The sequence below is a fragment of the Thermomonospora cellulosilytica genome (genome assembly GCF_014138835.1).
Classification (GTDB): domain Bacteria; phylum Actinomycetota; class Actinomycetes; order Streptosporangiales; family Streptosporangiaceae; genus Thermomonospora; species Thermomonospora amylolytica.
Map to the genome: position 1 here is coordinate 5,967,387 of NZ_JACJII010000001.1, position 22,441 is coordinate 5,989,827.

Genomic DNA, 22,441 nt, shown 5'->3' on the forward strand with positions numbered 1-22,441 from the left:
GTTCGGCCTGGAAGCCCTCAGCAGTCGCAACCGCACCCGTCGCAGCAGCCGCCGTCCCCGCCGCAGCAGCTACAGCAGTCCGAGCAGCCTGAACAGCAGTCGCCGCACCCCTCGCAGCAGTCGCCGTGACGGGTGCACCAGCAGCGGTCGGTGCACGGCTCCCCGTGCGCGTCGCTCCATTCCGGCTGGTACAGCCCGCAGGTGAGGCACACCCCCGTCCCGGTGAAGCAGGGGGTCGGCCAGCCCGGGCGCGGGCGGCGGCCGCCGGGGGTCTGCCGCGGGTCGTCCACGCCGGGGTGATGCCGCGGCGGGTGTCCCGAGGCCACGTCGAACGCCCGCCGTACCGAGCGTTCGACCTCGCGCCCCAGCAGCACCCTGACCAGGCGGTCGTCCTCGAAGTCGACGTCGGCGACGGCCAGCCGCAGCCCGTGCAGGGCGTCCTCGCAGTACCGGCGGGCCTCGGCCAGGCTCGTCCCGGTCGCGAGCAACGGGTTGAACGCGCCCGACGCGCGGTCCTCGGCGAGGTCCTCCACCGCGTCGATCAGGTGGGCGAGCCGCCCGAAGAACCGGCCGGCCTCCGCGAGGGCCTCGGCATTGTGCGGCTTACCGGCCAGCACCGCCGTGTGCGCGAACGCCGCCGCCACCGCCGTCTCCGTCGGCCCGGTCAGCTCCAGCAACCCCAGCCCGCCGGTGCGCTCCAGCTCCGCCTGCCGGTCCACCGCGTCCCGCAGCACGGAGACGTCGAAGCCGAGATCGGATCCGGTCCGCCCGCCCGCCGCGTCCCACCGGTCGGCCAGCCGGGAGGCGCCCGCCGCCACCAGCCTGCCGCGGTACGCCTTGTCACGGTCCACGATGTGGTCGCGGGTCTTGCCCGCCGCGAGCAGCAGCGAGACCGCCGCCGCCAGCCGCGCGCCCTCCGCCTTGGCGTCCACCACGTCGGCCGTCCGCATCCCGCGCAGCGCGCACCTGCCCGCCCTGCGGTGCGGGGAACGTTCCGGACTCTGCGCCTCGGCCAGCACCGACACCAGCAGCCCGTCGTAGTTGGTCACCAGACGCGCCGCCTGACCGTGCTCGGCCCGCAACGTCAGGCACAGCCCGCACAGATGCGCCATCCACCCCTCGAACAGCGACCGGCACATCACATGACGGCAGGGCCGCACCACTCCGAACATCCGCACTTCCCCTCATGCCCCGCCCCCGCGAGCGGCCGGACCGGGCCCGGCCCCCGATCAGCCCGACGATTGTCGCGGAAGCGCACCATTGGGACGCAAGGGACGACCCGGTGGTTCGTGCGGAATGTCAGAGCCCGGCGCAGGCCAGCGCGCGGCGGTAGGCGCCCAGCCGGGGACCGTCGGCCGCGCCGGTCTCCCCCAGCAGCTCGGCCAGGTCGAACCAGGCCTGCGCGGCCTCCCGGGAGGACTCCATCTCCTCCATGTGGGTGGCGGCCCGGGTCAGCACCTCGACCGCGTCCCCGGTGCGGCCCAGCCGGACGTACGCCTCGCCCAGCACGGTCAGCGCCATCGCGCTGGCCCGCCGGGGGGCGTCGCCGAGCAGGTCCAGGGCCTCGTGGGCGAGGGTGACCGCCTCGGCGGGGCGGCCCAGCGCGGTCTCCGCCCGGGCCAGCTCGATCAGGCACAGCGCCACGTCGATCTCCCCGGCGGCGCTGGAGTTGATCTCCTCGCGGGTGCGCAGCAGCAGCTCGCGGGCGCGTTCGGCCTGCTCGGGACGGGCCCGCAGGAGCAGCCCGGCGTACACGATGCGCAGCCGGGACAGGCTGCGGGTGTCGTCGAGGGCGCCCAGCAGCGGCAGCGCCCGCTCGGCCAGCGCCATGCCCTCCTCGTAGTCGCCGCGCACCTCGGCCACGTAGGCGGCCTCCCAGTAGGCGGCCATCCGCGCCTTGGGGCTGCCGATCCGCTCGGCCCGTTCGATGAGCTGCTCGGCGAGCTGCCGGGCGCGCACCAGGTCGCCGCGTTCGATGTAGGCGGCCAGCAGGGACGCGCCCAGATGCACCGCTCCATCGGTGGACTCGGCGCCGGAGGCCAGCAGCCTGCGCAGCGCCTCCTCGGCGACCTCCACGCCCGCGCTGATGTCGCCGCGCTCGCGCAGGCAGCGGCTCAGCGCCACGTGCACCCTGGCCCACTGCTCCAGGTCGGCCTCGGCGGAGGTCTCCTGGGTGAGGCGGCGCAGCTCCTCGATGGCGTCCTCCAGCTCACCGGCCGCCTCCAGCGCCAGCGCGTGCCCCCAGCGGGCCTGCGCCAGCAGCTCCGGCAGCGCGACGGCGTCGGTGTTGGCCAGCACGTCGGCGAACCGGGCGCGGGCCTCGGCGGCGGCGCCGTTCTGCAGCGCGATCTCGGCGTAGTCCAGGGTCACCCGCAGGTCGTCGACGACCTCCTCGCTGACCCCGCTGACGAGGTAGGTCGCCGAGCAGTTGAGCTTGGCCGCCAGCAGCTCGATCACGCTGGGGGCGGGCACCCGCTTGTCGCTCTCGATCAGCGAGATGTAGCTGTCGGACAGCTCGGGGAAGGCGAGCTGCGCCTGGCTGACGCCCTGACGGATGCGCAGCGCGCGGATGCGCTGCCCGAGAGTCTCCTGACCGGCCACCACGAAACCCCTAACGTCATCACCTGCGCGTGCGGGGGCGCGCAGGTGATCTGGTTGTTCCCAGGTCCCCGAATGCCCGAAGCGCGATCCTCGATCGCTCTTCGCGTAGATATCGCAGCGTATTCACCGTCCCCCCGGTTGGCGAGGGCGCACCACTCCCCGTGATACCGAACCGTGATGCGCGTTCCACCTGTAGAGACGGCGGGGCCCGGGCTGTTGTACTTGGCTCATGAGCGAGCCGGTGCCCCGAGGCGGGCGGAGGCGGGTCCCATGAGCCGGGGTCCGCGAGGGGTGGGGCGGCTGAACGCCCTGCCGCCCCACGACGCCGAGCGCGAGCTGTTGTCCTGCTGCGGGTCCCGGACGTGGGCGCGGGCGGTGGCGGACGGACGCCCCTATCCGGACACCGCCGCGCTGAAGGCCGCCTGTGACGCCGCGTTCACCCGGCTGACCTGGGAAGACGTGGAGGAGGCGCTGAGCCGCCACCCGCGCATCGGCGACCGGCCCGCGGGGGCGGACCGGGAGTCCGCCTGGTCGCGCGGCGAGCAGTCGGGGGTGGCCGGCGCCGACCGGGAGGTGACGCGCCGGCTGCACGAGGGCAACCTGGAGTACGAGAAACGCTTCGGTCACGTGTTCTTGATCTGCGCCACGGGGCTGGACGCGGGGCGGATGCTGGAGGCGCTGACCGAACGGCTCGGCAACGACACCGCGACCGAACGACGCATCGTCCGCGAGGAGCTGGCGAAGATCGCCCGTCTGCGTCTGGACAAGCTGCTGGAGCACCCGTGAGCCTGAGCACCCACGTTCTGGACACCCGCCTCGGCCGGCCCGCGGCCAAGGTGCCGGTCCGGTTGGACCGTTACGACGGACGGACCTGGCAGCCGCTGGCGGAGGCGGTCACCGACGACGACGGCCGGCTCGGCGGGCTGCCCGGCGGCGGGGCCGCGCTGTCCGCCGGCATCCACCGGCTGCGGTTCGGCACCGGCCCGTACTTCGCCGGCCAGGGGGTGGAGACGTTCTATCCCGAGGTGACGGTGATCTTCGAGATCACCGACCCCGACGAGCACCACCACGTGCCGCTGCTGGTCAGCCCGTTCGGGTACTCGACCTATCGAGGGAGCTAGATGGGCATCGCGCTGGGACCCAACCGATACGGCAAGGCGGAGACCCGGGTGGTGCGGGTGACCCGGGACGGGGACGTGCACCGCGTCAAGGACCTGAACGTGAGCGTCGCGCTGTCCGGCGACATGACCGAGGTCCACCTGCGCGGGGACAACGCGGCGGTGCTGCCCACCGACACCCAGAAGAACACCGTGTTCGCGCTGGCCCGCAAGCACGGGATCGCCTCCGCCGAGGAGTTCGCGCTGCTGCTGGCGCGGCACTTCACCGGATCCCAGCCGACGATCCGCACGGCCCGGGTGTCGGTCGAGGAGTACGCCTGGGACCGCATCCCGGTGACCGGTCACTCGTTCGTCCGCCGCGGCCAGGAGGTCCGCACCGCGCGGGTGGTGCACTCCGAGGAGGGCGCCCACGTGGTGTCGGGGGTGCGGGACCTGACGGTGCTGAACTCCACGGGCTCGGAGTTCCGCGGCTACATCAGGGACGAGTACACGACCCTGCCCGAGGCGGCCGACCGGATCCTGGCCACCGACGTCCACGCCGAGTGGCGGCATCTGACTCCCGAGGGCGACTGGGACGCCTCCCACGCGGAGGTGCGGCGGATCCTGCTGGAGACGTTCGCGGGCACCTACAGCCGGTCGCTGCAGCAGACCCTCTACGCGATGGGCCGCCGGGTGCTGGAGGAACGCCCCGAGATCTGCGAGGTCCGGCTGGCGATGCCCAACAAGCACCACTTCGTCGTGGACCTGGAGCCGTTCGGGATGGACAACCCCAACGAGGTCTTCTTCGCCGCCGACCGCCCGTACGGGCTGATCGAGGGCACCGTGCTGCGCGACGACGCGCCCGCCGCCGAGGAGGCTTGGCAATGACCAGCACCGAGACCAGCAGGGAGACCGTTCCCCACGGGGTGGGTGACAGCGCGCCCCGCCCGGACGGGGTGCTGAAGGTCACCGGGGAGTTCGCCTACTCCTCGGACCTGTGGATGGACGACATGGTGTGGGGCGTGACGCTGCGCAGCCCCCATCCGCGCGCCCGGATCCGCGGGATCGACGTCTCCGAGGCGCTGAAGGTGCCGGGGGTGCACGCGGTCCTCACCCACGAGGACGTTCCCGGGGACAAGTTCTACGGGCTGGAGCACCACGACCAGCCGGTGCTGGCGATCGACCAGGTGCGGTACCAGGGCGAGCCGGTGGCGCTGGTGGCGGCCGACCATCCGGAGACCGCGCGGCGCGCCCGGGACCGGATCCGGGTGGACTACGAGGTGGCCGAGCCGCTGACCGACGCGCGGCGGGCGGCGCTGGACCCGTCGTACCCGAAGGTCCACCAGAGCGGCAACGTCGTACGGCACCAGCCGATCCGGGTCGGCGACGTGGAACGCGCCAAGGAACTGGCCGAGGTCGTGGTCCGCGGCGAGTACGAGGTCGGGATGCAGGACCAGGCGTTCCTCGGCCCCGAGTCCGGCCTGGCGGTGCCCGCCGAGGACGGCGGCGTGGACCTGTACATCGCCACCCAGTGGCTGCACGTGGACCAGGACCAGATCGCCCCGTGCCTGGGGCTGCCGGCCGACAAGGTGCGGCTGACACTGGCCGGGGTGGGCGGGGCGTTCGGCGCCCGCGAGGACCTGTCCATGCAGATCCACGCCTGCATGCTGGCGCTGCGCACCGGCCGTCCCGTCAAGATCGTGTATGGCCGGGAGGAGTCGTTCTTCGGGCACGTGCACCGGCATCCGGCGACGCTGCGCTACGAGCACGGGGCGACCCGCGACGGCCGGCTGGTCTACGTGGAGGCCGAGATCATCCTGGACGGCGGCGCGTACGCCTCCACCACCTCGGCGGTCACCGGGAACGCGGCGTCGCTGGGCATCGGCCCGTACGAGGTCCCGAACGTCAGGATCGACGCCTACGGGGTCTACACCAACAACCCGCCGTGCGGGGCGATGCGGGGCTTCGGGGCGGTGCAGGCGTGCTTCGCCTACGAGTCGCAGATGGACCGGCTCGCCGCCGCCTGCGGCCTGGACCCGGTCGAGGTGCGGATCCGCAACGCCATCGGCGAGGGCTCGCGGCTGGCCACCGGCCAGGTCGTGGACATGCCCGCCCCGCTGACCGAGCTGCTGGAACGGGTGCGGGCGTTCCCGCCTCCCCCGCCCGCCGACACCTCCGACCTGCGGAACCTGCCCGGCGGGGTGTCCAACACCACCCACGGCGAGGGCGTGCGGCGCGGCGTCGGCTACGGCATCGGGATCAAGAACATCTGCTACTCGGAGGGCTTCGACGACTACTCCACCGCCCGGGTCCGGCTCGAGGTGGTGGGCGGCGAGCCCGCCGTGCTGGTGCACACGGCCGCCGCCGAGGTCGGCCAGGGCCTGGTCACCCTGCAGGCGCAGATCGCCCGCACCGAGCTGGGCGTGACGCAGGTGACGGTCGCGCCCGCCGACACGAACGTGGGCTCGGCGGGCTCCTCCAGCGCGTCCCGCCAGTCGTACATGACCGGCGGCGCGGTCAAGACGGCCTGCGAGGCGGTCCGGGAACGGGTCCTCAAGCTGGCCGAGGAACGCCTGGGGATCCCCGCGGCCGGGGCCGTGCTGCGGGACGGGCGGATCGTGGCGGCCGACGGCGGGACTCTGGCGTCGCTGGCCGACGTGCTGGACGGGGAGGCGGTGGAGGAGACCCGCGAGTTCCACCATCGCCGCACCACGCCGCTGGACCCGCTGACCGGGCAGGGCAACTCGCACGTGCAGTTCGCGTTCTGCGTGCACCGCGCGGTGGTGGACGTGGACGTGGAGCTGGGCCTGGTCAAGGTCGTGGAACTGGCCGCCGTGCAGGACGTGGGGAAGATCCTGAACCCGGTCGCGCTGGAGGGGCAGATCCACGGCGGCACCGCGCAGGGGCTCGGGCTGGCGCTGATGGAGGAGATCCAGGTCGAGGGCGGGCGGATCCGCAACCCCTCGTTCACCGACTACCTGATCCCGACGATCCTGGACATGCCGCCGATGCGGATGCAGATCCTGGAGCACGCCGACCCGCACTCGCCGTACGGGCTGCGCGGCGCGGGCGAGCCGCCGACGCTGTCGTCCACCCCCGCGGTGGTGGCGGCGGTCCGGGACGCCACCGGACTGCCGCTGAGCCGGGTTCCGGTCCGCCCGGAGCACATCACCATGCCCCGTTCCACCGGCCCGGCATAGGGCGGACCTGGAGATTCGTCGCGACTCCGAGCAAAACCGACCTGTTGCAGAGAGAATTTCAGATCGGTGCCGCCGAGCGGGCGACGCGAGGCCGTCCCGAGGTGTCAAATAGTCCCGAAGCCAGGTAAGCGGCAGGCAAGTTTCACCCGGGCGCGAAAGGCGTGGCAGTGGTCTCCGCAGCATCCCCCTCGGGACCGACGGGCTCCCCCGGCCCGGGCGGTCACGTGCTGGTGGCTCCGGACAGGTTCAAGGGATCGCTCAGCGCGCCCGAGGTCGCCCGGCGGCTGGCGGCGGGGCTGCGGCGGGCCCGGCCCGGCGTGCCGATCGTGGAGTTCCCGCTGGCCGACGGCGGGGACGGCACCGCGGCGGCGGCGATCGCGGCGGGCTGGCGGCGGGTGGAGGTCAAGGTGGCCGGTCCCACCGGGCAGCCGGTGACCGCGGCGCTGGCGGTCCGCGGCGGCACCGCGGTGGTGGAACTGGCCGAGGCGTCCGGGCTGCGGCAGCTCCCCGGCGGCCGGCCGCGGCCGCTGTCGGCGACCAGCCTGGGCGCCGGGCAGATGGTGGCGCACGCGCTGCGGATGGGCGCCCGGCGGATCGTGCTGGGGCTGGGCGACAGCGCCTGCACCGACGGCGGGGCCGGGCTGGTGCAGGGGCTGGGCGGGCGGCTGCTGGACGCGCTGGGCCGGGAACTGCCGCCGGGCGGGGCGGCGTTGCGCGGCCTGCACGCCCTGGACCTGCGGAACATGCCGGACCTGAGCCGGGTGGAGGTGGTCGTCGCCACCGACGCCGACTCCCCGCTGCTGGGCCGGGGCGGCGCGGCGATGGCGCACGGACCGCGCAAGGGCGCCGGGCGGGCCGAGGTCCGGGCGCTGGACGCGGGCCTGCGGCGGTGGGCCGACCTGGCCGAGGCCGCCTGCCGCCGGACGGTCCGCGACCTGCCGGGGGCCGGGGCGGCGGGCGGGGTGGGGTTCGCGGCGCTGGCGTTCCTGGGCGCACGGGTCCGGCCCGGCGGCGCGTACCTGATGGAACTGCTGGGATTCGCCGACAAGGCCCGGGGGGCGCGGCTGGCGATCACCGGCGAGGGGGCGCTGGACGTGCAGACACTGCGCGGCAAGCCGCCGATCGGGGCGGCGCGGACGGCCTCCCGGGCGGGCGCCCCGGTGATCGCGGTGGTGGGACGCCGCGGGCTGACCGGCGAGCAGCTCCGCCGCGCCCGGATCCAGGCGGTGTACGCGCTCACCGACATCGAGCCGGACGTGGAACGCTGCATGCGGCGGGCGGGCCCCCTGCTGGAGCAGCTCACCGTGGCGATCGCCGACGAGTGGCTGCCCCAGGCGCGGACCGGTCGACCGGGAGTCCGGCGAGGTGAGCGATGACGCACGATCTGGTGGTGCGCTCCCGCCGCACCGTGACGCCCGAGGGGGAACGCCCCCTCGCCGTCTGCGTGCGGGACGGGCGGATCGCGGAGCTGCGGCCCTACGACGCCCCCGCCGAGGCCGCCCGCGAGACGGACCTGGGCGAGGTGGCGCTGCTGCCGGGCCTGGTCGACACCCACGTGCACGTCAACGAGCCCGGCCGGACCGAGTGGGAGGGCTTCCGGACCGCGACGCGGGCGGCCGCGGCCGGCGGCGTCACCACGCTGATCGACATGCCGCTGAACTCGATCCCCCCGACCGTGGGGGTCGCCGAGCTGGAGGTCAAGCGGACGGCGGCGCGCGGGCGGGTGCACGTGGACGTGGGGTTCTGGGGCGGGGCGGTGCCCGGGAACGTTCCGGCGCTGCGCCCGCTGCACGAGGCCGGGGTGTACGGGTTCAAGTGCTTCACCTCGCCGTCCGGGGTGGACGAGTTCCCCGCCCTGGCGTGGGACGAGGTGCGGGCGGCGATGGAGGAGATCGCCTCGTTCGACGGGCTGCTGATCGTGCACGCCGAGGACCCGGACGCGCTGGCCGAGCCCGCGGGCGGGGCGTTCGCCGACTTCCTGGCCTCCCGCCCGCCGGAGGCGGAGCTGGGCGCGATCGGCAGGCTGGTGGACCTGGCCGCGCGCACCGGCTGCCGGCTGCACATCGTGCACCTGTCGGCGGCCGACGCGCTGCCGCTGCTGGCCGAGGCGCGGCGGTCGGGGGTGCGGGTGACCGCCGAGACCTGCCCGCACTACCTGACGCTGACCGCCGAGGAGGTCCCGGAGGGCGCGACGGAGTTCAAGTGCTGCCCGCCGATCCGCACGGCCGACAACCGCGAACGGCTGTGGGAGGGGCTGTCGGCGGGGGTGATCTCCACCATCGTGTCCGACCACTCCCCCTGCGTTCCCGAGCTCAAGCGCGGCGACTTCGCCACCGCGTGGGGCGGCATCTCCTCGGTGCAGCTCGGCCTGCCCGCGGTGTGGACCGCGGCGCGGGCCCGCGGCCACTCGCTGGCCGACGTGGCGGGCTGGATGGCCGCCGGCCCGGCCGACCTGGTGGGCCTGCCGGGCAAGGGCCGGATCGCGGTGGGCCACGACGCCGACCTGGTGGCGTTCGCCGCCGACGAGCGGCAGGTGGTCGACCCGGCCGCGCTGCACCACCGGCACCGGCTGACCCCGTACGCGGGCCGCGAGCTGACCGGCGTGGTGCGGGCGACCTGGCTGCGCGGCGAGCAGGTGAGCCCGGCCGGTGAGGGGGTACGTGGCCGGTTGCTGGCGGCACGCCCCTGACCCTTTTACAGGCTGTCAGCAACAGGCCGGATCGCCGTACACGGTGCACATGGCCCGCCCGGCGCTCAGGTCTCACTCTGGAGTCGGGCGACCGCGGCCAAGCGGGGATCGCCCGCTCCCGGAGACGCCGGGGACCTGGGGGGCGGCCCCCAGAGAAGATCAGGTCAGGGCAACGACGCCATGATCAACGGAGGACACGGTGAAGGTCGGAATCCCGCGGGAGATCAAGAATCACGAGTACCGGGTGGCGATCACCCCCGCGGGAGTGCACGAACTGACCCGCCACCACCATGACGTGCTGATCGAGCGCGGCGCGGGGCTGGGCTCGTCGATCCCCGACGCCGAGTACGCCGCCGCGGGCGCCAAGATCGTCGACTCGGCCGACGAGGTGTGGGGCGAGGCGGAGCTGGTGCTGAAGGTCAAGGAGCCGGTCGCCGAGGAGTACCACCGGATGCAGGCCGGCCAGACCCTGTTCACCTATCTGCACCTGGCCGCCTCGCAGCCCTGCACGAAGGCGCTGCTGGACGCCGGGGTGACCGGCATCGCCTACGAGACCGTGCAGCTCCCGGACCGGTCGCTGCCGCTGCTGGCGCCCATGTCGGAGGTGGCCGGGCGGCTGGCCCCGCAGGTCGGCGCGGTCAACCTGATGCGCTCGGCCGGCGGGCGCGGGGTGCTGCCGGGCGGCGTCCCCGGGGTCGCGCCCGCCCGGGTGCTGATCATCGGCGCCGGGGTGGCCGGGCTGAACGCCGCGCAGATCGCGGTGGGCATGGGCGCCGACGTGACGGTGCTGGACATCGACATGGAACGGCTGCGCCACGTGGACGCGATCTACCAGGGCCGGCTGCGGACCCTGGTGTCCAACGCGTACACCATCGAGCAGCAGGCCGTCGCCGCGGACCTGGTGATCGGGGCGGTGCTGATCCCCGGCGCCAAGGCGCCCAAGCTGGTGTCCAACGACCTGGTGGCGCACATGAAGCCGGGCTCGGTGCTGGTGGACATCGCCATCGACCAGGGCGGCTGCTTCGAGGACTCGCGGCCGACCACGCACGACGACCCGACGTTCCGGGTGCACGAGTCGGTGTTCTACTGCGTGGCCAACATGCCGGGGTCGGTTCCCAACACCTCCACGTACGCCCTGACGAACGCGACGCTGCCGTACGCGGTGGCGATCGCGAACAAGGGCTGGCGGCAGGCGCTCCGCGACGACCCCGCCCTGGCGCGCGGCCTGAACACCCACGACGGGGCGGTCACCTACGCGGAGGTCGCCGAGGCCCACGGCCTCGACCACGTCGACACCGCCAAGGTCCTCGCCTGACCCGTTCCCTCCGAGGGCCTGCTCTTCCGGGGGCGGCCCAGACCCCGCGACCCGGGTCAGACGATCCCCCGCTTCGCCGCGGTCGCCCGACCCGGACGCGCCGGTGCCGCCCATGGGGCGATCTCCTACAGTGAGGCCCCATGGGTGAGATCGTCGTTCTGCGGCACGGGGAGACCGAGTGGAGCCGCGACCGCAGGCACACCGGCCGGACCGACGTGCCGCTGACCGAACGCGGCGAGCGGCAGGCCCGGGCGCTCGGGCCGCTGCTGGCGGGGCGCGACATCGTGCGGACGGTGTCCAGCCCCGCGCTGCGCGCCCGGCGCACCGCCGAGCTGGCCGGGCTGACCGCCGACGAGCTGGACCCCGACCTGTGGGAGTGGGACTACGGCGGCTACGAGGGCATCACCAGCGCCGAGATCCGCGAGGGCCGGCCGGGCTGGTACCTGTGGTCGGACGGGGTGATCCCCGGGGACGCCGAGCATCCCGGTGAGACGGTCGAGCGGGTCGGCGAGCGGTGCGACGCCGCGCTGAAGCGCATCCGCCCGTGGCTGGAGCGGGGCGACGTGGCGGTGGTGGCGCACGGTCACGTGCTGCGCGTCCTCACCGCCCGCTGGCTGGGCCTGGAACCGGCGGCCGGCCGGCTGTTCGCGCTGCACACCGGCACCATGTCCACCCTGGGCACCGAGCACGGCCGCCCGGTCATCACCTCCTGGAACGTCCCCGCCTGAGGGGCGCCCGAGGGGCCGGGCACGGTCACGGAGAGGTCACATACCCCCCAGGGGTTGGATAACCTGGGGTGGCGAGCAGGATCCACATGGGGAGGGGCGAGGCGATGCCGGCGAACGGGACTCCGACACGCGGCTACACCGCGACCAAGGACCAGCTGCAGACCCGGCTGCGGCGGATCGAGGGTCAGGTGCGCGGCATCGAGCGCATGGTCGAGGACGACCGTTACTGCATCGACATCCTCACCCAGATCAGCGCCGTGCAGGCGGCGCTGGACAAGGTGGCGCTGGGCCTGCTGGACGGACACGTCCGGCACTGCGTGGCCGAGGGCGCCGAGGAGGGCAAGGCCGACCTGATGTCCACCGAGCTGATGGCGGCGGTGGGCCGGCTGATGCGGCGCGGCTGACCGGCCCCGCCCGTTCCCCGTCGCCGGTCGCTAGGAGGCGATCCCCAGGCTGCCGTGCCCCTGCGAGTGCTCCCGCATGATCTGCTGCGCCCGCCGGGCGTCCGGGGAGTAGCGCAGCGACGCCGGGACCACCTGGCTGCCCCGGTGCAGGGCCTGCAGGGCCAGCGTGGCGGCCAGGTCGGAGGTCGGCAGGCCGGGCAGCCCGTACATGCGGCGGGCCCAGCGCGGCAGCGTGGCCACCACCAGCATGGTCAGGCCGGGCGCGGCCAGCTTGAGCGGCGTCAGCGGACGCGGCACCGGCGGGTTGAACATCCGCCGCAGCCCCTCCTTGGCGTCCCGGCAGGCCCAGATCCTCGGCCGCATCATCGCGTAGTACTCGCGCATCTCGGCGACCGAGGCGGGCACGTCGGCCGGGTCGAGCCCGACCACCTGGGCGGCCCGGCGCTGCTCGTCGACGAACCGGTCGGCGTCGGCGTCGCTGAGTCCGATGCCCGCCCGCCGGGCGATGTCCAGGTAGGAGTCGACCTCGCCCATGTGCACCCACAGCAGGTTCTCCGGGTCGTCGATCCGGAACACCTCGCCGGTGCGCAGGTCCAGCCCCTCCAGCCTGGCGTGCAGCTTGCGGACCCGGCGGCCGACCCGTTCGACCTCCTCCAGCGACCCGTAGGTGCGGATGCGGACGAACTCGATGGTGCGGGCCAGCCGGTGCCAGGCGGCCTGCGGGTCCATCAGCTCGGAGTTCTGCGCGGTGCCCCACATCGAGCGCGGGTGCAGGGCCTGCAGCAGCAGGGCGCGCAAGCCGCTGACCATCATCACCGGCTCGCTCATCACCCGCCAGGTCACCGAGCCGGGCCCGAACAGCCCGTGGTCCGGCGCGCCCGGCGCGCGGGCGGGCGTCGCCTCCCGGGAGCCCTCCAGTTCGCGAACCTCGCCCACGGACACCACCTCGCCGCCATACCCCGACACATGGAACGTAATCAATGACTTACTGCCCAAATATGGGCAATGCCACACCATATGCCGTGGATGTCCGGTTGACCAGGGGCGATGCCCGATCGGTGTCCGGTCAGCCGGGCGCGCCGGTGGGCTCCCCCTCCGGCTGCCCGGCGACCTGCTCGGCGGTCTGCTCGCTCACCCAGCGCAGGTAGTCGGCGCTGCCGGCGACCACCGGGGTGGCGATGATCTCCGGGGTGTCGTAGGAGTGCGCCTCGGTGATCAGCGAGGCCAGGTCCTCGAAGCTGTCGGCGGTGGTCTTGAAGACCACCATCCACTCCTCGGCCTGCTCGATCTCGCCCTCCCACCAGTAGGTGCTGGCGATCGGGCCGACCAGCTGGGCGCACGCCGCCAGCCGTTCGGCCACGGCGGACTTGGCGATCTCGGCGGCCTCCTGACGCGAGTCGGTCGTCGTGGTCACCTGCAGGTACGCCTGGGCCATGACGGGCTCCTTCCCCCTGCGCCGATGGTAGTCGGCGGGCCCGCTCACCGTACGGGCCTCACCACCAGAGCGCTACCACCGTGCCTGCGGACCGGCTCGGCCACCGCCTGGACCAGGCCGGGACGCAGGAACTCCAGGCCGGTGGCGGCGCCGATCTGGCCCGCCGGCGGCCCGGGGAACGGCGCCAGATCGTGCCCCATGGCCTCCAGCGCCGCCTCGTACCGCTCGAGGAACGCCGGCTCGGCGAGGGTCTGCGGGGTGTTGCGCTGGGTGGCGCGCGGCGCGGCCAGCGCGGCGGGCAGGTCCATGTCCAGGTCGATCCGGTTGACCAGGATCTGCAGCACGGTGGTGATGATGGTGGAGCCGCCGGGGGTGCCCACCGCCAGCCAGGGCTTCCCGTCCCGCAGCACCAGGGTCGGGGCCATGCTGCTGCGCGGGCGCTTGCCCGGGCCGGGCAGGTTGGGGTCGGGCGCGGCGCCCGGCGCGGGCGGCTGCAGGGTGAAGTCGGTCAGCTCGTTGTTGAGCAGGAACCCGCGTCCCGGCACGGTCAGCCCGCTGCCGCCGAACTGCTCGATGGTGATGTTGTAGGCGACCACGTTGCCCCACTTGTCGGCGACCACCAGGTGGGTGGTCTGCGGGCCCTCGTGGGTCAGCTCGCCGGTGGCGCCGCCGGCGGGCTCGCAGGCGCGGTAGTCCCCGTCGGGCGACCCGGGCGGCACCGGGCTGGTGGCGGCCCGGTCCGGGTCGATGAGGCAGGCGCGTTCGCGGGCGAACCCCTTGGACAGCAGCCCGCTCAGCGGGACGTCCACGTGGTCGGGGTCGCCGACGTACCGGCCCCGGTCGGCGTACGCGAGCCGGGACGCCTCCAGGTAGTGGTGCATGGCCTGGACGGGGTCGTCCTCGCTCAGCCGGAAGTTCTCCAGGATGTTGAGGGCCTCGCCGACCGTGGAGCCGCCGGAGGAGGGCGGCGCCATCCCGTACACCTCCAGGCCGCGGTAGGTCACGCGGGTGGGGCGGCGCATCGGCGCGGTGTAGCGGGCCAGGTCGCCGGTCTCCATCAGGCCGGGCCGCACGTTGCGGGAGGCGCCGGGCACGACCGGCGGGTTCTTGACCGTGCGCACGATCTCCCGCGCGAGGGAGCCCCGGTAGAACCAGTCGGGTCCGCGCTCGGCCAGTTCGCGATAGGTCCGCGCCAGGTCGGGGTTGCGGAAGGTGGTGCCGACCTCGGGCGGCTTGCCGCCGGGCAGGAACAGGTCGCGGGTCGGCGCGATGTCGGCGAACCGGTCGGCGTTCACCGCGGTCTGGTCGTGGAACTCCTGGTCCACCACAAAGCCCCGCTCGGCGATCCGGATCGCCGGCCGCAGCAGGGTGCTCAGCTTCTTGCTGCCGAACCGGTCGAGGACCTGCTCCCACTGGGCGACGGTCCCGGGCACGCCCACCGACAGGCCGCTGGTGACGGCCTGGTCGAACGGGATGGCCCGCCCGGTGGCCGGGTCGACGAACGACCGCTCGTTCATCCTGGCGGGCGCGGTCTCCCGGCCGTCGATCGTGTGCACGCGGCGGGTCCTGGCGTCGTAGTAGGCGAAGAACCCGCCGCCGCCCAGCGCGGCGACGTAGGGCTCGGTCACCCCCAGGGTGGCCGCGGCGGCGACCGCGGCGTCGGCGGCGTTGCCGCCCTTGCGGAGCACCTCGATGGCGGTGCGGCTGGCGTCGGGGTCCACGGTGGCGACCGCGCCGCCGTATCCGGTGGCCGTCCACCGCGGGTCCGTTCCGGTCCGCGGCGGGGCGGCCGCCGTGGCCGGGCCGGGCGCCAGCAGCGGCAGCGCGACGATCAGGGCCCCGGCCAGCGCCAGGCGGCGGGGCGGGCGGACGGGCGACCGGTCATGCGGCACGGCGGGCACGGGACCTCCATTGGTACGAATCACCACCACCGTCTCACCGTTCCCGTTACCCGACCGGCGCCCCGTCCATACACACCGCGGCGATCGGAGCGCCATCCCGGATTTACGACTTAAAAACGGCTTTTCCATTGAAGTTTTACCCAGATTTGGGACATCCTTTGATGCCCGACAAACCTGGGCACTCCCGCCGAACGACACCCCGGCCCGTCACCCCCGGACCGGCGTGCGGATCTGCCCTCCGGCACATGGAGACGTCCATGCGCGACACGCTGCTGCGCCGGCTTCCGGTCGAACAGGCGACCCGCCGCGACTACGGCGGGGGGCGGCACCGGCTGCCGGTCACCTACCAGACGCGCGACCTGGTGATCCTCGGGCTCGGGGTGATGATCGGGGCGGGCATCTTCCGGATCTCCGGCACCCAGGCCGCCACCACCGCGGGCCCGGCGGTGATCGTGTCGTTCCTGCTGGCGGGACTGGTGTGCCTGCTGGCCGCGCTGTGCTACGCGGAGCTGTCGTCGGTCGTCCCGACGGCGGGCAGCGCCTACACGTTCGGGTACGTGGCGTTCGGCGAGCCGGTCGCCTGGCTGATCGGCTGGTCGCTGATCCTGGAACTGCTGCTGGCCGCCTCGGTGGTGGCGCGGGCCTGGTCGCTGATCGCCGCGCAGACGCTGGCGGACTTCTCGGTGACGCCGCCGCCCGCGCTGGCCGGGGTGATCGGGCAGGAGCGCGGCTTCGACGTGTTCGCGCTCGGCATCCTGGTGCTGCTGGTCGCCCTGCTGGCCACCGGCGGCCGGCTGGGGCTGCGCACGCTGTGGTTCATGGTGCTGGCCAAGCTGATCGTGATCGCCCTGGTCATCGTCGGCGGGCTGCGCTTCTTCGACGCGGGCAACCTGCGGCCGTTCGTCCCCGAGGGGCGGCCGGCCGGCGGCGGCAGCGGGCAGACCGTGCTGGACGCGCTGCTGGGCGGCACGCCGCAGGTGTTCGGGGTGTGGGGGATCGTCGCCGCGGCCCCGGCGATCGCGTTCGCCTACATCGGGTTCGACCTGATCGCCACCGCCGCCGAGGAGACCGAGGACGCCCCGCGCAAGGTGCCCCGGGGGATGCTGGCCGGGCTGCTCATCGCGATCGTGCTGTACCTGGGGGTCGCGGTCGCGATGGTCGGCATGATCTCCTACCGCGAGCTGGACCCGGCCCGGCCGCCGCTGGCGCAGGCGTTCGCCGAGGTGGGCGCGGAGCCGATGGGCCGGGTCATCGACATCGGCGCGCTGCTCGGGCTGACCACGGTGATCCTGGTGGTGCTGATCAGCATGACCCGGGTGGTGTTCTCGATGGCCCGCGACGGGCTGCTGCCCCGGCCGCTGGCGGCCGTCAGCCGGTACCGGACGCCGAGCCGGGCGACCCTGGTGGCGGGCGGCGCGGCGATCGTGCTGTCGCAGACCGTGGACGTGCTGACGCTGGAGCAGCTCGTGGTGCTCGGCACCCTGTTCGCGTTCCTGGCGGTCTCGGCTGCGGTCCCGGTGCTCCGCCGCGGCCGCCCGGATCTGGAGCGGCCGTTCCGGGTGCCAGGCGGCCTGCTGGTGCCGCTGCTGGCCATCGCGGGCGTGGGCTGGCTGATGCTGAACGTGCAGGTGCGGACCTGGGCCTACTTCGCCCTGTGGATGCTGGCGGGCCTGGGGCTGTACCTGCTGTTCGGGCGGCGCAACAGCGGCCTGCGCGATCTCCCGCCTCCGCCGTGGCCGCCCCTGTCGGCTCCTCCCCCGCCGCCGTACGGGTCGTACGGCGCGCCGCCCCCTCCCGGCGCCCCCGGTGCCCGGCAGCACCCGATGGGACCGCCGCCCACCCGCGGCGGAGGCCGGCACCGCCGCTGATCACCCGATGAGGGCTGGACGCCGCCGTCCGCCGTGGGTTAGGTTATTCTCAGTTAGAGATGTTCTCGAGTTGAGAAGGACCAGCGATGCAGGTGCCGGAGGACGAGCGGCGGTTCCTGGAGGGCTACGACCCCCGCGACTACGACCCGGTGGCGGTCACGGTCGACGTGGTGGCGCTGACCATCCGGGACAAGGCGCTGCACGTGCTGCTGGTGCGCCGCGGGCGGCCCCCGTTCGCCGGGATGTGGGCGCTGCCCGGCGGGTTCGTGCGCGGCGTCAGGGACGCCGAGGACCTGCCGGAGGCCGCCGCCCGGGAGCTGGCCGAGGAGACCGGCCTGAGCACCGAGGGCGCGCTGTCCCGGGTGCACCTGGAGCAGCTCGGCACCTACGGCGCCCCCGGCCGGGACCCCCGGATGCGCGTCATCTCGGTGGCCTACCTGGCGTTCGCGCCCGAGCTGCCCGACCCGCGGGCGGGCAGCGACGCCGCCGACGCGGCCTGGGTGCCCATCGGCGCGCTGGGCCTGACCGAGACCGGCGACCAGCTCCCCGGCACCACCCGCCGGCTGGCCTTCGACCACGCCCGGATCCTGTCCGACGGGCTGGAACGGGCCCGCAGCAAGCTCGAGTACACCCCGCTGGCCACCGCGTTCTGCGCCCCCGAGTTCACCATCCCCGAGCTGCGGGCCGTCTACGAGGCGGTGTGGGGCGAGGAACTGCACGCCGGCAACTTCCACCGCAAGGTCCTGTCGGTGCCGGGCTTCGTGGAGAGCACCGGCGAGACCACCGAACGCGGCGGGCGGCGCGGCGGCCCCCGCGCCCGCCTCTACCGGGCCGGCGACGCGCGGCTGCTGCACCCCGCGCTGCTGCGGCCCAGCAGGGAGGACGACGTCCGATGAACGAACTCGACCGCGCGCTGGGCCTGCTCGACAAGGCGCGCACCCCCCACGACCTGTTCGGCGGCGACCCGGACGAGGCCGCCCGCATCTACCGGCGGATGGCCCGGCTGATGCATCCCGACGCCACCGGCGGCCGCACGACCCACGACTTCGCCCGGCTCACCGCGCTGTGGCGCGGCTACACCGGGGCTGACACGGCCACCGTCACCACCCGGCGGCACTCCTACCGCCTGGGCCGCAGGCTCGCCGAGGGCGACCTGGCCAACCTGTACGAGGCCAGGTACGACGGCGACCGCGAGGTGGTCGTCAAGATGCCGCGCGACCCCGCCGACGGCGACCTGATCGAACGGGAGGCCGTCGCGCTGCGGCAGCTCCCCAAGGACGGACAGCGCAGGTTCCTGCCGTACGTGCCGCGGCTGGTGGAGACGTTCCGGCACCGCGACCCGGCGAACGGCGCGCAGCGGCGGACCAACGTGCTCGAACGGCTCGACGGGTTCCACAGCCTGGCCGAGGTCCGCGCCGCCCACCCGGACGGGCTGGACCCGCGCGACGCGGCGTGGATGTGGCGCCGGCTGCTGGTCGCCCTCGGGTTCGCGCACCGGGCCGGGGTGCTGCACGGCGCGGTGCTGCCCGACCACGTCCTGATCCATCCCGAGCTGCACGGGCTGGTGCTGGTCGACTGGTGCTACTCGGTGCCCGGCTGTTACGCCGCCACCGACCCCAGCGGCCGGGTGCCGGCGATGGTCGACCGGTACGCCGACTGGTACCCGGAGGAGGTGCCGGGGAGGCGGCCCGCGAGTCCCGCCACCGACATCTTCATGGCCACCCGTTGCATGACCCATCTCATGGCCGACAAGGCGCCCAAGGCGCTGCGGCTGTTCGCCAAGGGCTGCACGCTCTCCGCGCAGAACCGCCGCCCCTCCGACGCCTGGCGGCTGCTGGCCGAACTCGACGAGGTGCTCGAACGCCTCTACGGCCCGCGCCGTTTCCGGCCGTTCCACATGCCGGCCGTCCGCTAGCAGAAAGGCAGACCCCCATGGGAAGCGGAATCTGGTCCACCGACGTCTACGACGCCGCGCAGAGCTACCGTGCGCGCACCGGCGCCAGCGCGTTCGCCTACAACGACAGCGGCGCCACCACCACCCACCCCGGCCTGGACCCCAAGGGCGTGACCTTCCGGGAGAGCCGCGACAGCGACGAGCACCCCGAGTCCCTGGCCGTCGCCGTGCTGTTCGACGTGACCGGCTCCATGGGCCGGGTGCCCCGGATCCTGCAGACCAAGCTGCCGGACCTGCTCGGGCTGCTGCTGCGCAAGGGGTACGTCGAGCACCCGCAGATCATGTTCGGCGCGGTCGGCGACGCCACCTGCGACCGGGCGCCGCTGCAGGTCGGGCAGTTCGAGTCCGACAACCGGATGGACGACGACCTCGGCAGGATCCTGCTGGAGGGCGGGGGCGGCGGCCAGATGATGGAGTCCTACGAGCTGGCCATGTACTTCATGGCCCGGCACACCTCGATCGACTGCTTCGAAAAGCGCGGGCGCCGCGGCTACCTGTTCATGATCGGCGACGAGCTGGCCTATCCGAAGGTGGACCGCCGGCTGGTGGCCGAGGTGATCGGCGACGACCTGGCCGAGGACGTCCGCACCGAGGACGTCGTGGCCGAGCTGCGCCGGATGTACGAGGTGTACTTCATCATCCCCGAGGGCGGCTACCACTCCGGCGACCCGCGGCTGCGGGAGTTCTGGCAGGGGCTGCTCGGCGAGCACGTCCTGTACCTGGACGACCTGGACGCGGTGTGCGAGACCATCGCGCTGACCATCGGGATGAACGAGGACGCCATCGACCTCGCCGAGGGGCTGGACCACCTGGCCGAGTTCGGCAGCGACGCCGGGCCGTCGGTGTCGCGGGCGCTGGCCCGGCTGGACGCCGGCCGCTCCCCGGTGGCCGTCTCCTCCGCCCCGGCCGACCTCGACCGGGACGGGCCGCGCCGTACCAGGCGGCTGTGATGACCCACCGGATCGTGGTGGACCTCGGGTTCGGGGACGCCGGGAAGGGCACCGTCGTGGACTGGCTCTGTGCGCGGGGGCCGGAGCCGGTGCACGCGGTGGTCCGGTTCAACGGGGGCGCCCAGGCCGCGCACAACGTGGTGGCCGACGACGGGCGGCACCACACGTTCGCGCAGTTCGGCTCGGGCACCCTCACTCCCGGCGTGCGCACCCACCTGTCACGGTTCATGCTGGTCGACCCCCTGGCGCTGGTCGCCGAGGAACGGCACCTGGCCGCCCTCGGGGTCCGCGACGCGTTCGACCGGCTGACCGTGGACGGGGACGCGCCGCTCACCACGCCCTACCACCGGGCCGCCGGCCGCGCGCGGGAGATCGCGCGCGGCGCGGCCCGGCACGGGTCCTGCGGGATGGGCATCGGCGAGACCATGGCGTACGCGCTGGCCCATCCGCAGGACGCGCCCCGGGTCGCCGACTGCCGGTCGCCGCTCCGGCTGCGGCGGCTGCTGGGCGGGCTGCGGGACCGGGTGCTGGAGGAGTTCCCCGACGCGGAGGGGACGCCTCCGGTCGAGGACTGCGTGGAGGCGTTCACGGCGTTCGGCGAGCGGGTCGCGGTCGTGGGCGGCGAGCACCTGGCGGGGCTGCTGCGGGCGGGGCCGGTGGTCTTCGAGGGCGCGCAGGGCGTCCTGCTGGACGAGTGGCACGGGTTCCACCCGTACACGACCTGGTCCACGACCACGTTCGCCAACGCCGAGACGCTGCTGGCCGAGGCGGGCGCGCAGGCCGAGCGGCTGGGGGTGGTGCGGGCGTACATGACCCGGCACGGCCCCGGCCCGTTCGTCACCGAGGACCCGGCGCTGACCGCCGACCTGCCGGACCGGCACAACGGGTTCGGCCCGTGGCAGGGGGCGTTCCGGGTGGGGCACCTGGACCTGGTGGCGCTGCGGTACGCGCTGGAGGTGACCGGCGGGATCGACGCGCTGGCCGTCACCCACCTCGACGTCGCCCGGGACCGCGGCGACCTGCTGGTGTGCCGGGCCTACGAGATCGACGGCGAACGGGTCGACCGGCTGCCCGTCGGCCCGGCGGGCGACCTGGACCGGCAGGAGGCGCTGACCCGCCGGCTGCTGACCGCCCGCCCGGTGTACGAGCCGCCCGCCGATCCGGTCCAGGCATTGGAGTCCGAGCTGGGCGCGCCGGTGGCGCTGCGGTCCCACGGTCCGGCGACCTCGGACAAGACGCCGGGCGGCGTGCTCAGCCCGCCTGGTCCTCGCGCAGGTCGAGCAGGTCCAGCAGGTCGTCGGTGAGCAGCGGCTTGGTGTCGGGCCGCAGGTCCCACGCGGCGGCGGCCGCGCGGCCCGCCAGGCACCACTCCCACTGGCGCTCCAGCTCGGCGGGGTTCAGGACGGGCTTGCCGGAACGGGCGGTCACCACCGCGGGCCAGCCCCAGGCGCGGGCCTGCGCCTCGACCTTGGCGCCGCCCTCGACCGGGTCCACGGCCAGCGCCGGGATCCCGTTCTTGAGCGCCAGCACCAGCCCGTGCAGCCGGGTGGTGACGACCAGGTCCAGCCGCCGGATCAGCGCCTCGACCTGCGCGGCGGTGCCGGCGTTGCGCCAGCCGTAGGGGTCCAGGCGGGTGTCGATGGGCACCCGCGCGCAGTCGCGGGCGTTGAGCCAGCCGGTCAGCTCCTCCTCGACCTGCTCGTGTCGGCGGCGCGACCCGTACTCCGGCTGGCCGGGGGCGAGCACCACCCCGACCACCGGGACGTCGGGCACCGGCACCTCGGCGGCCAGGTCGAGCCGCGGCTCCAGACCGCCGCCGTCGCGCGCCAGCACCTCGTCGAAGCCGAGCACGGCCGGGTCGTGCGGGTCGATCACCGAGACCCCCACCGCGACCCGCCGGCAGTGCGCGTACCGCTGGTGCAACTGCCGGACCGGCTCGCCCATCACCGGGCCGCAGGCGAACACCAGGTGGGTGTAGCGGTGCGGATCGGCCTCGGCCAGGCTCATCCCGCCGGGCCGGAACACCGGGCTCCAGGCCAGATCGCACGGCACACCGGCGTCGGACAACGCCTGGCGCACCGCCTCCATCGCCAGTACGTCGCCCGCCGTGGCCTCACCGTTCACGAAGCTCGGCCAGCCGGTCACCAGAACCCGCATACCGCCCGGTTACCCCACGTGCACAGGTGAAACGGCGCCCCGTCCACCGCTCCCGTCTTCCGGTCGCGGCCACCCTATATCACCTGCGATGACGTGTCCCGGGTCCGATCCGGGATGGCGGGATGCGGCCAGGTCGGCGAGG

Annotated in this window: 20 protein-coding genes; 14 read left to right on the forward strand and 6 right to left on the reverse strand. The window is 74.1% G+C overall.

Going from position 1 to position 22,441, the window contains the following annotated elements; translation table 11 throughout:
* Positions 1 to 17 precede the first annotated feature (17 nt).
* Together HNR21_RS28135 and HNR21_RS28140 are read right to left on the reverse strand one after the other, a co-directional pair.
* Positions 18 to 1,172: a DUF5685 family protein gene (locus HNR21_RS28135; RefSeq protein WP_182707557.1), complete on the reverse strand. Its 1,155-nt coding sequence runs from the start codon at positions 1,170 to 1,172 to the stop codon at positions 18 to 20.
* A gap of 127 nt (positions 1,173 to 1,299) precedes the next feature.
* Positions 1,300 to 2,601, reverse strand: a complete 1,302-nt coding sequence (locus HNR21_RS28140; RefSeq protein WP_233358615.1) for a helix-turn-helix domain-containing protein — start codon at positions 2,599 to 2,601, stop codon at positions 1,300 to 1,302.
* A gap of 270 nt (positions 2,602 to 2,871) precedes the next feature.
* Here HNR21_RS28140 and uraD point away from each other — a divergent pair, with 270 nt between their 5' ends.
* The 9 genes from uraD (at position 2,872) to HNR21_RS28185 (ending at position 12,034) form a co-directional block, all read left to right on the forward strand.
* Positions 2,872 to 3,387: a 2-oxo-4-hydroxy-4-carboxy-5-ureidoimidazoline decarboxylase gene (uraD, locus tag HNR21_RS28145; RefSeq protein ID WP_182707558.1), complete on the forward strand. Its 516-nt coding sequence runs from the start codon at positions 2,872 to 2,874 to the stop codon at positions 3,385 to 3,387.
* Positions 3,384 to 3,722 carry a hydroxyisourate hydrolase gene (uraH, locus tag HNR21_RS28150; protein ID WP_182707559.1) on the forward strand — a complete coding sequence of 113 codons (339 nt, stop codon included), beginning with the start codon at positions 3,384 to 3,386 and terminating at the stop codon, positions 3,720 to 3,722. Before uraD ends, uraH begins: the two co-directional genes overlap by 4 nt.
* Positions 3,723 to 4,586, forward strand: a complete 864-nt coding sequence (gene pucL / locus HNR21_RS28155; protein WP_182707560.1) for a factor-independent urate hydroxylase — start codon at positions 3,723 to 3,725, stop codon at positions 4,584 to 4,586.
* Entirely contained in the window at positions 4,583 to 6,898 is a 2,316-nt protein-coding gene (gene pucD, locus HNR21_RS28160; protein WP_182707561.1) for a xanthine dehydrogenase subunit D, read from the forward strand. Before pucL ends, pucD begins: the two co-directional genes overlap by 4 nt.
* Before the next feature lie 224 nt (positions 6,899 to 7,122).
* Positions 7,123 to 8,274 carry a glycerate kinase gene (locus tag HNR21_RS28165; protein WP_182707562.1) on the forward strand — a complete coding sequence of 384 codons (1,152 nt, stop codon included), beginning with the start codon at positions 7,123 to 7,125 and terminating at the stop codon, positions 8,272 to 8,274.
* Positions 8,271 to 9,587: an allantoinase AllB gene (gene allB, locus HNR21_RS28170; RefSeq protein ID WP_182707563.1), complete on the forward strand. Its 1,317-nt coding sequence runs from the start codon at positions 8,271 to 8,273 to the stop codon at positions 9,585 to 9,587. Before HNR21_RS28165 ends, allB begins: the two co-directional genes overlap by 4 nt.
* A gap of 199 nt (positions 9,588 to 9,786) precedes the next feature.
* Positions 9,787 to 10,902 carry an alanine dehydrogenase gene (gene ald / locus HNR21_RS28175; protein WP_119729584.1) on the forward strand — a complete coding sequence of 372 codons (1,116 nt, stop codon included), beginning with the start codon at positions 9,787 to 9,789 and terminating at the stop codon, positions 10,900 to 10,902.
* Positions 10,903 to 11,042: 140 nt separating this feature from the next.
* A complete protein-coding gene (locus HNR21_RS28180) occupies positions 11,043 to 11,630 on the forward strand; it encodes a histidine phosphatase family protein (RefSeq protein ID WP_182707564.1) in 588 nt (195 codons plus the stop codon).
* Positions 11,631 to 11,716: 86 nt separating this feature from the next.
* A complete protein-coding gene (locus HNR21_RS28185; protein ID WP_376766606.1) occupies positions 11,717 to 12,034 on the forward strand; it encodes a metal-sensitive transcriptional regulator in 318 nt (105 codons plus the stop codon).
* Between the two features lie 30 nt (positions 12,035 to 12,064).
* Here the strand turns inward: HNR21_RS28185 and HNR21_RS28190 are convergent, their stop codons facing one another.
* The 3 genes from HNR21_RS28190 to ggt all read right to left on the reverse strand — a co-directional run bounded on the left by HNR21_RS28190 (position 12,065) and on the right by ggt (position 15,370).
* The gene (locus tag HNR21_RS28190) at positions 12,065 to 12,970 is read right to left on the reverse strand and encodes an oxygenase MpaB family protein (protein ID WP_312881363.1); all 906 of its coding nucleotides are present in this window, start codon (positions 12,968 to 12,970) and stop codon (positions 12,065 to 12,067) included.
* Positions 12,971 to 13,100: 130 nt separating this feature from the next.
* Positions 13,101 to 13,469, reverse strand: coding sequence for a divalent-cation tolerance protein CutA (gene cutA, locus HNR21_RS28195; RefSeq protein ID WP_119729581.1), 369 nt, complete (start codon positions 13,467 to 13,469; stop codon positions 13,101 to 13,103).
* Between the two features lie 44 nt (positions 13,470 to 13,513).
* On the reverse strand, positions 13,514 to 15,370 hold the full coding sequence (gene ggt / locus HNR21_RS28200) for a gamma-glutamyltransferase (protein WP_312881364.1): 1,857 nt from the start codon (positions 15,368 to 15,370) through the stop codon (positions 13,514 to 13,516).
* Between the two features lie 257 nt (positions 15,371 to 15,627).
* On the opposite strand from ggt, the gene HNR21_RS28205 reads away from it, so the two are divergent.
* The 5 genes from HNR21_RS28205 to HNR21_RS28225 all read left to right on the forward strand — a co-directional run bounded on the left by HNR21_RS28205 (position 15,628) and on the right by HNR21_RS28225 (position 21,446).
* The gene (locus HNR21_RS28205) at positions 15,628 to 17,238 is read left to right on the forward strand and encodes an APC family permease (protein WP_182707566.1); all 1,611 of its coding nucleotides are present in this window, start codon (positions 15,628 to 15,630) and stop codon (positions 17,236 to 17,238) included.
* 86 nt (positions 17,239 to 17,324) lie between these two features.
* On the forward strand, positions 17,325 to 18,134 hold the full coding sequence (locus HNR21_RS28210; RefSeq protein ID WP_119729578.1) for an NUDIX hydrolase: 810 nt from the start codon (positions 17,325 to 17,327) through the stop codon (positions 18,132 to 18,134).
* Positions 18,131 to 19,153: a lipopolysaccharide kinase InaA family protein gene (locus HNR21_RS28215; RefSeq protein ID WP_182707567.1), complete on the forward strand. Its 1,023-nt coding sequence runs from the start codon at positions 18,131 to 18,133 to the stop codon at positions 19,151 to 19,153. Before HNR21_RS28210 ends, HNR21_RS28215 begins: the two co-directional genes overlap by 4 nt.
* Before the next feature lie 17 nt (positions 19,154 to 19,170).
* Entirely contained in the window at positions 19,171 to 20,142 is a 972-nt protein-coding gene (locus tag HNR21_RS28220; protein WP_182707568.1) for a hypothetical protein, read from the forward strand.
* Positions 20,142 to 21,446, forward strand: coding sequence for an adenylosuccinate synthetase (locus HNR21_RS28225; RefSeq protein WP_182707569.1), 1,305 nt, complete (start codon positions 20,142 to 20,144; stop codon positions 21,444 to 21,446). Before HNR21_RS28220 ends, HNR21_RS28225 begins: the two co-directional genes overlap by 1 nt.
* On the opposite strand, the gene HNR21_RS28230 is transcribed toward HNR21_RS28225, so the two are convergent.
* On the reverse strand, positions 21,394 to 22,299 hold the full coding sequence (locus HNR21_RS28230; protein ID WP_182707570.1) for a polysaccharide pyruvyl transferase family protein: 906 nt from the start codon (positions 22,297 to 22,299) through the stop codon (positions 21,394 to 21,396). The genes HNR21_RS28225 and HNR21_RS28230 overlap by 53 nt on opposite strands.
* Positions 22,300 to 22,441: the final 142 nt, after the last annotated feature.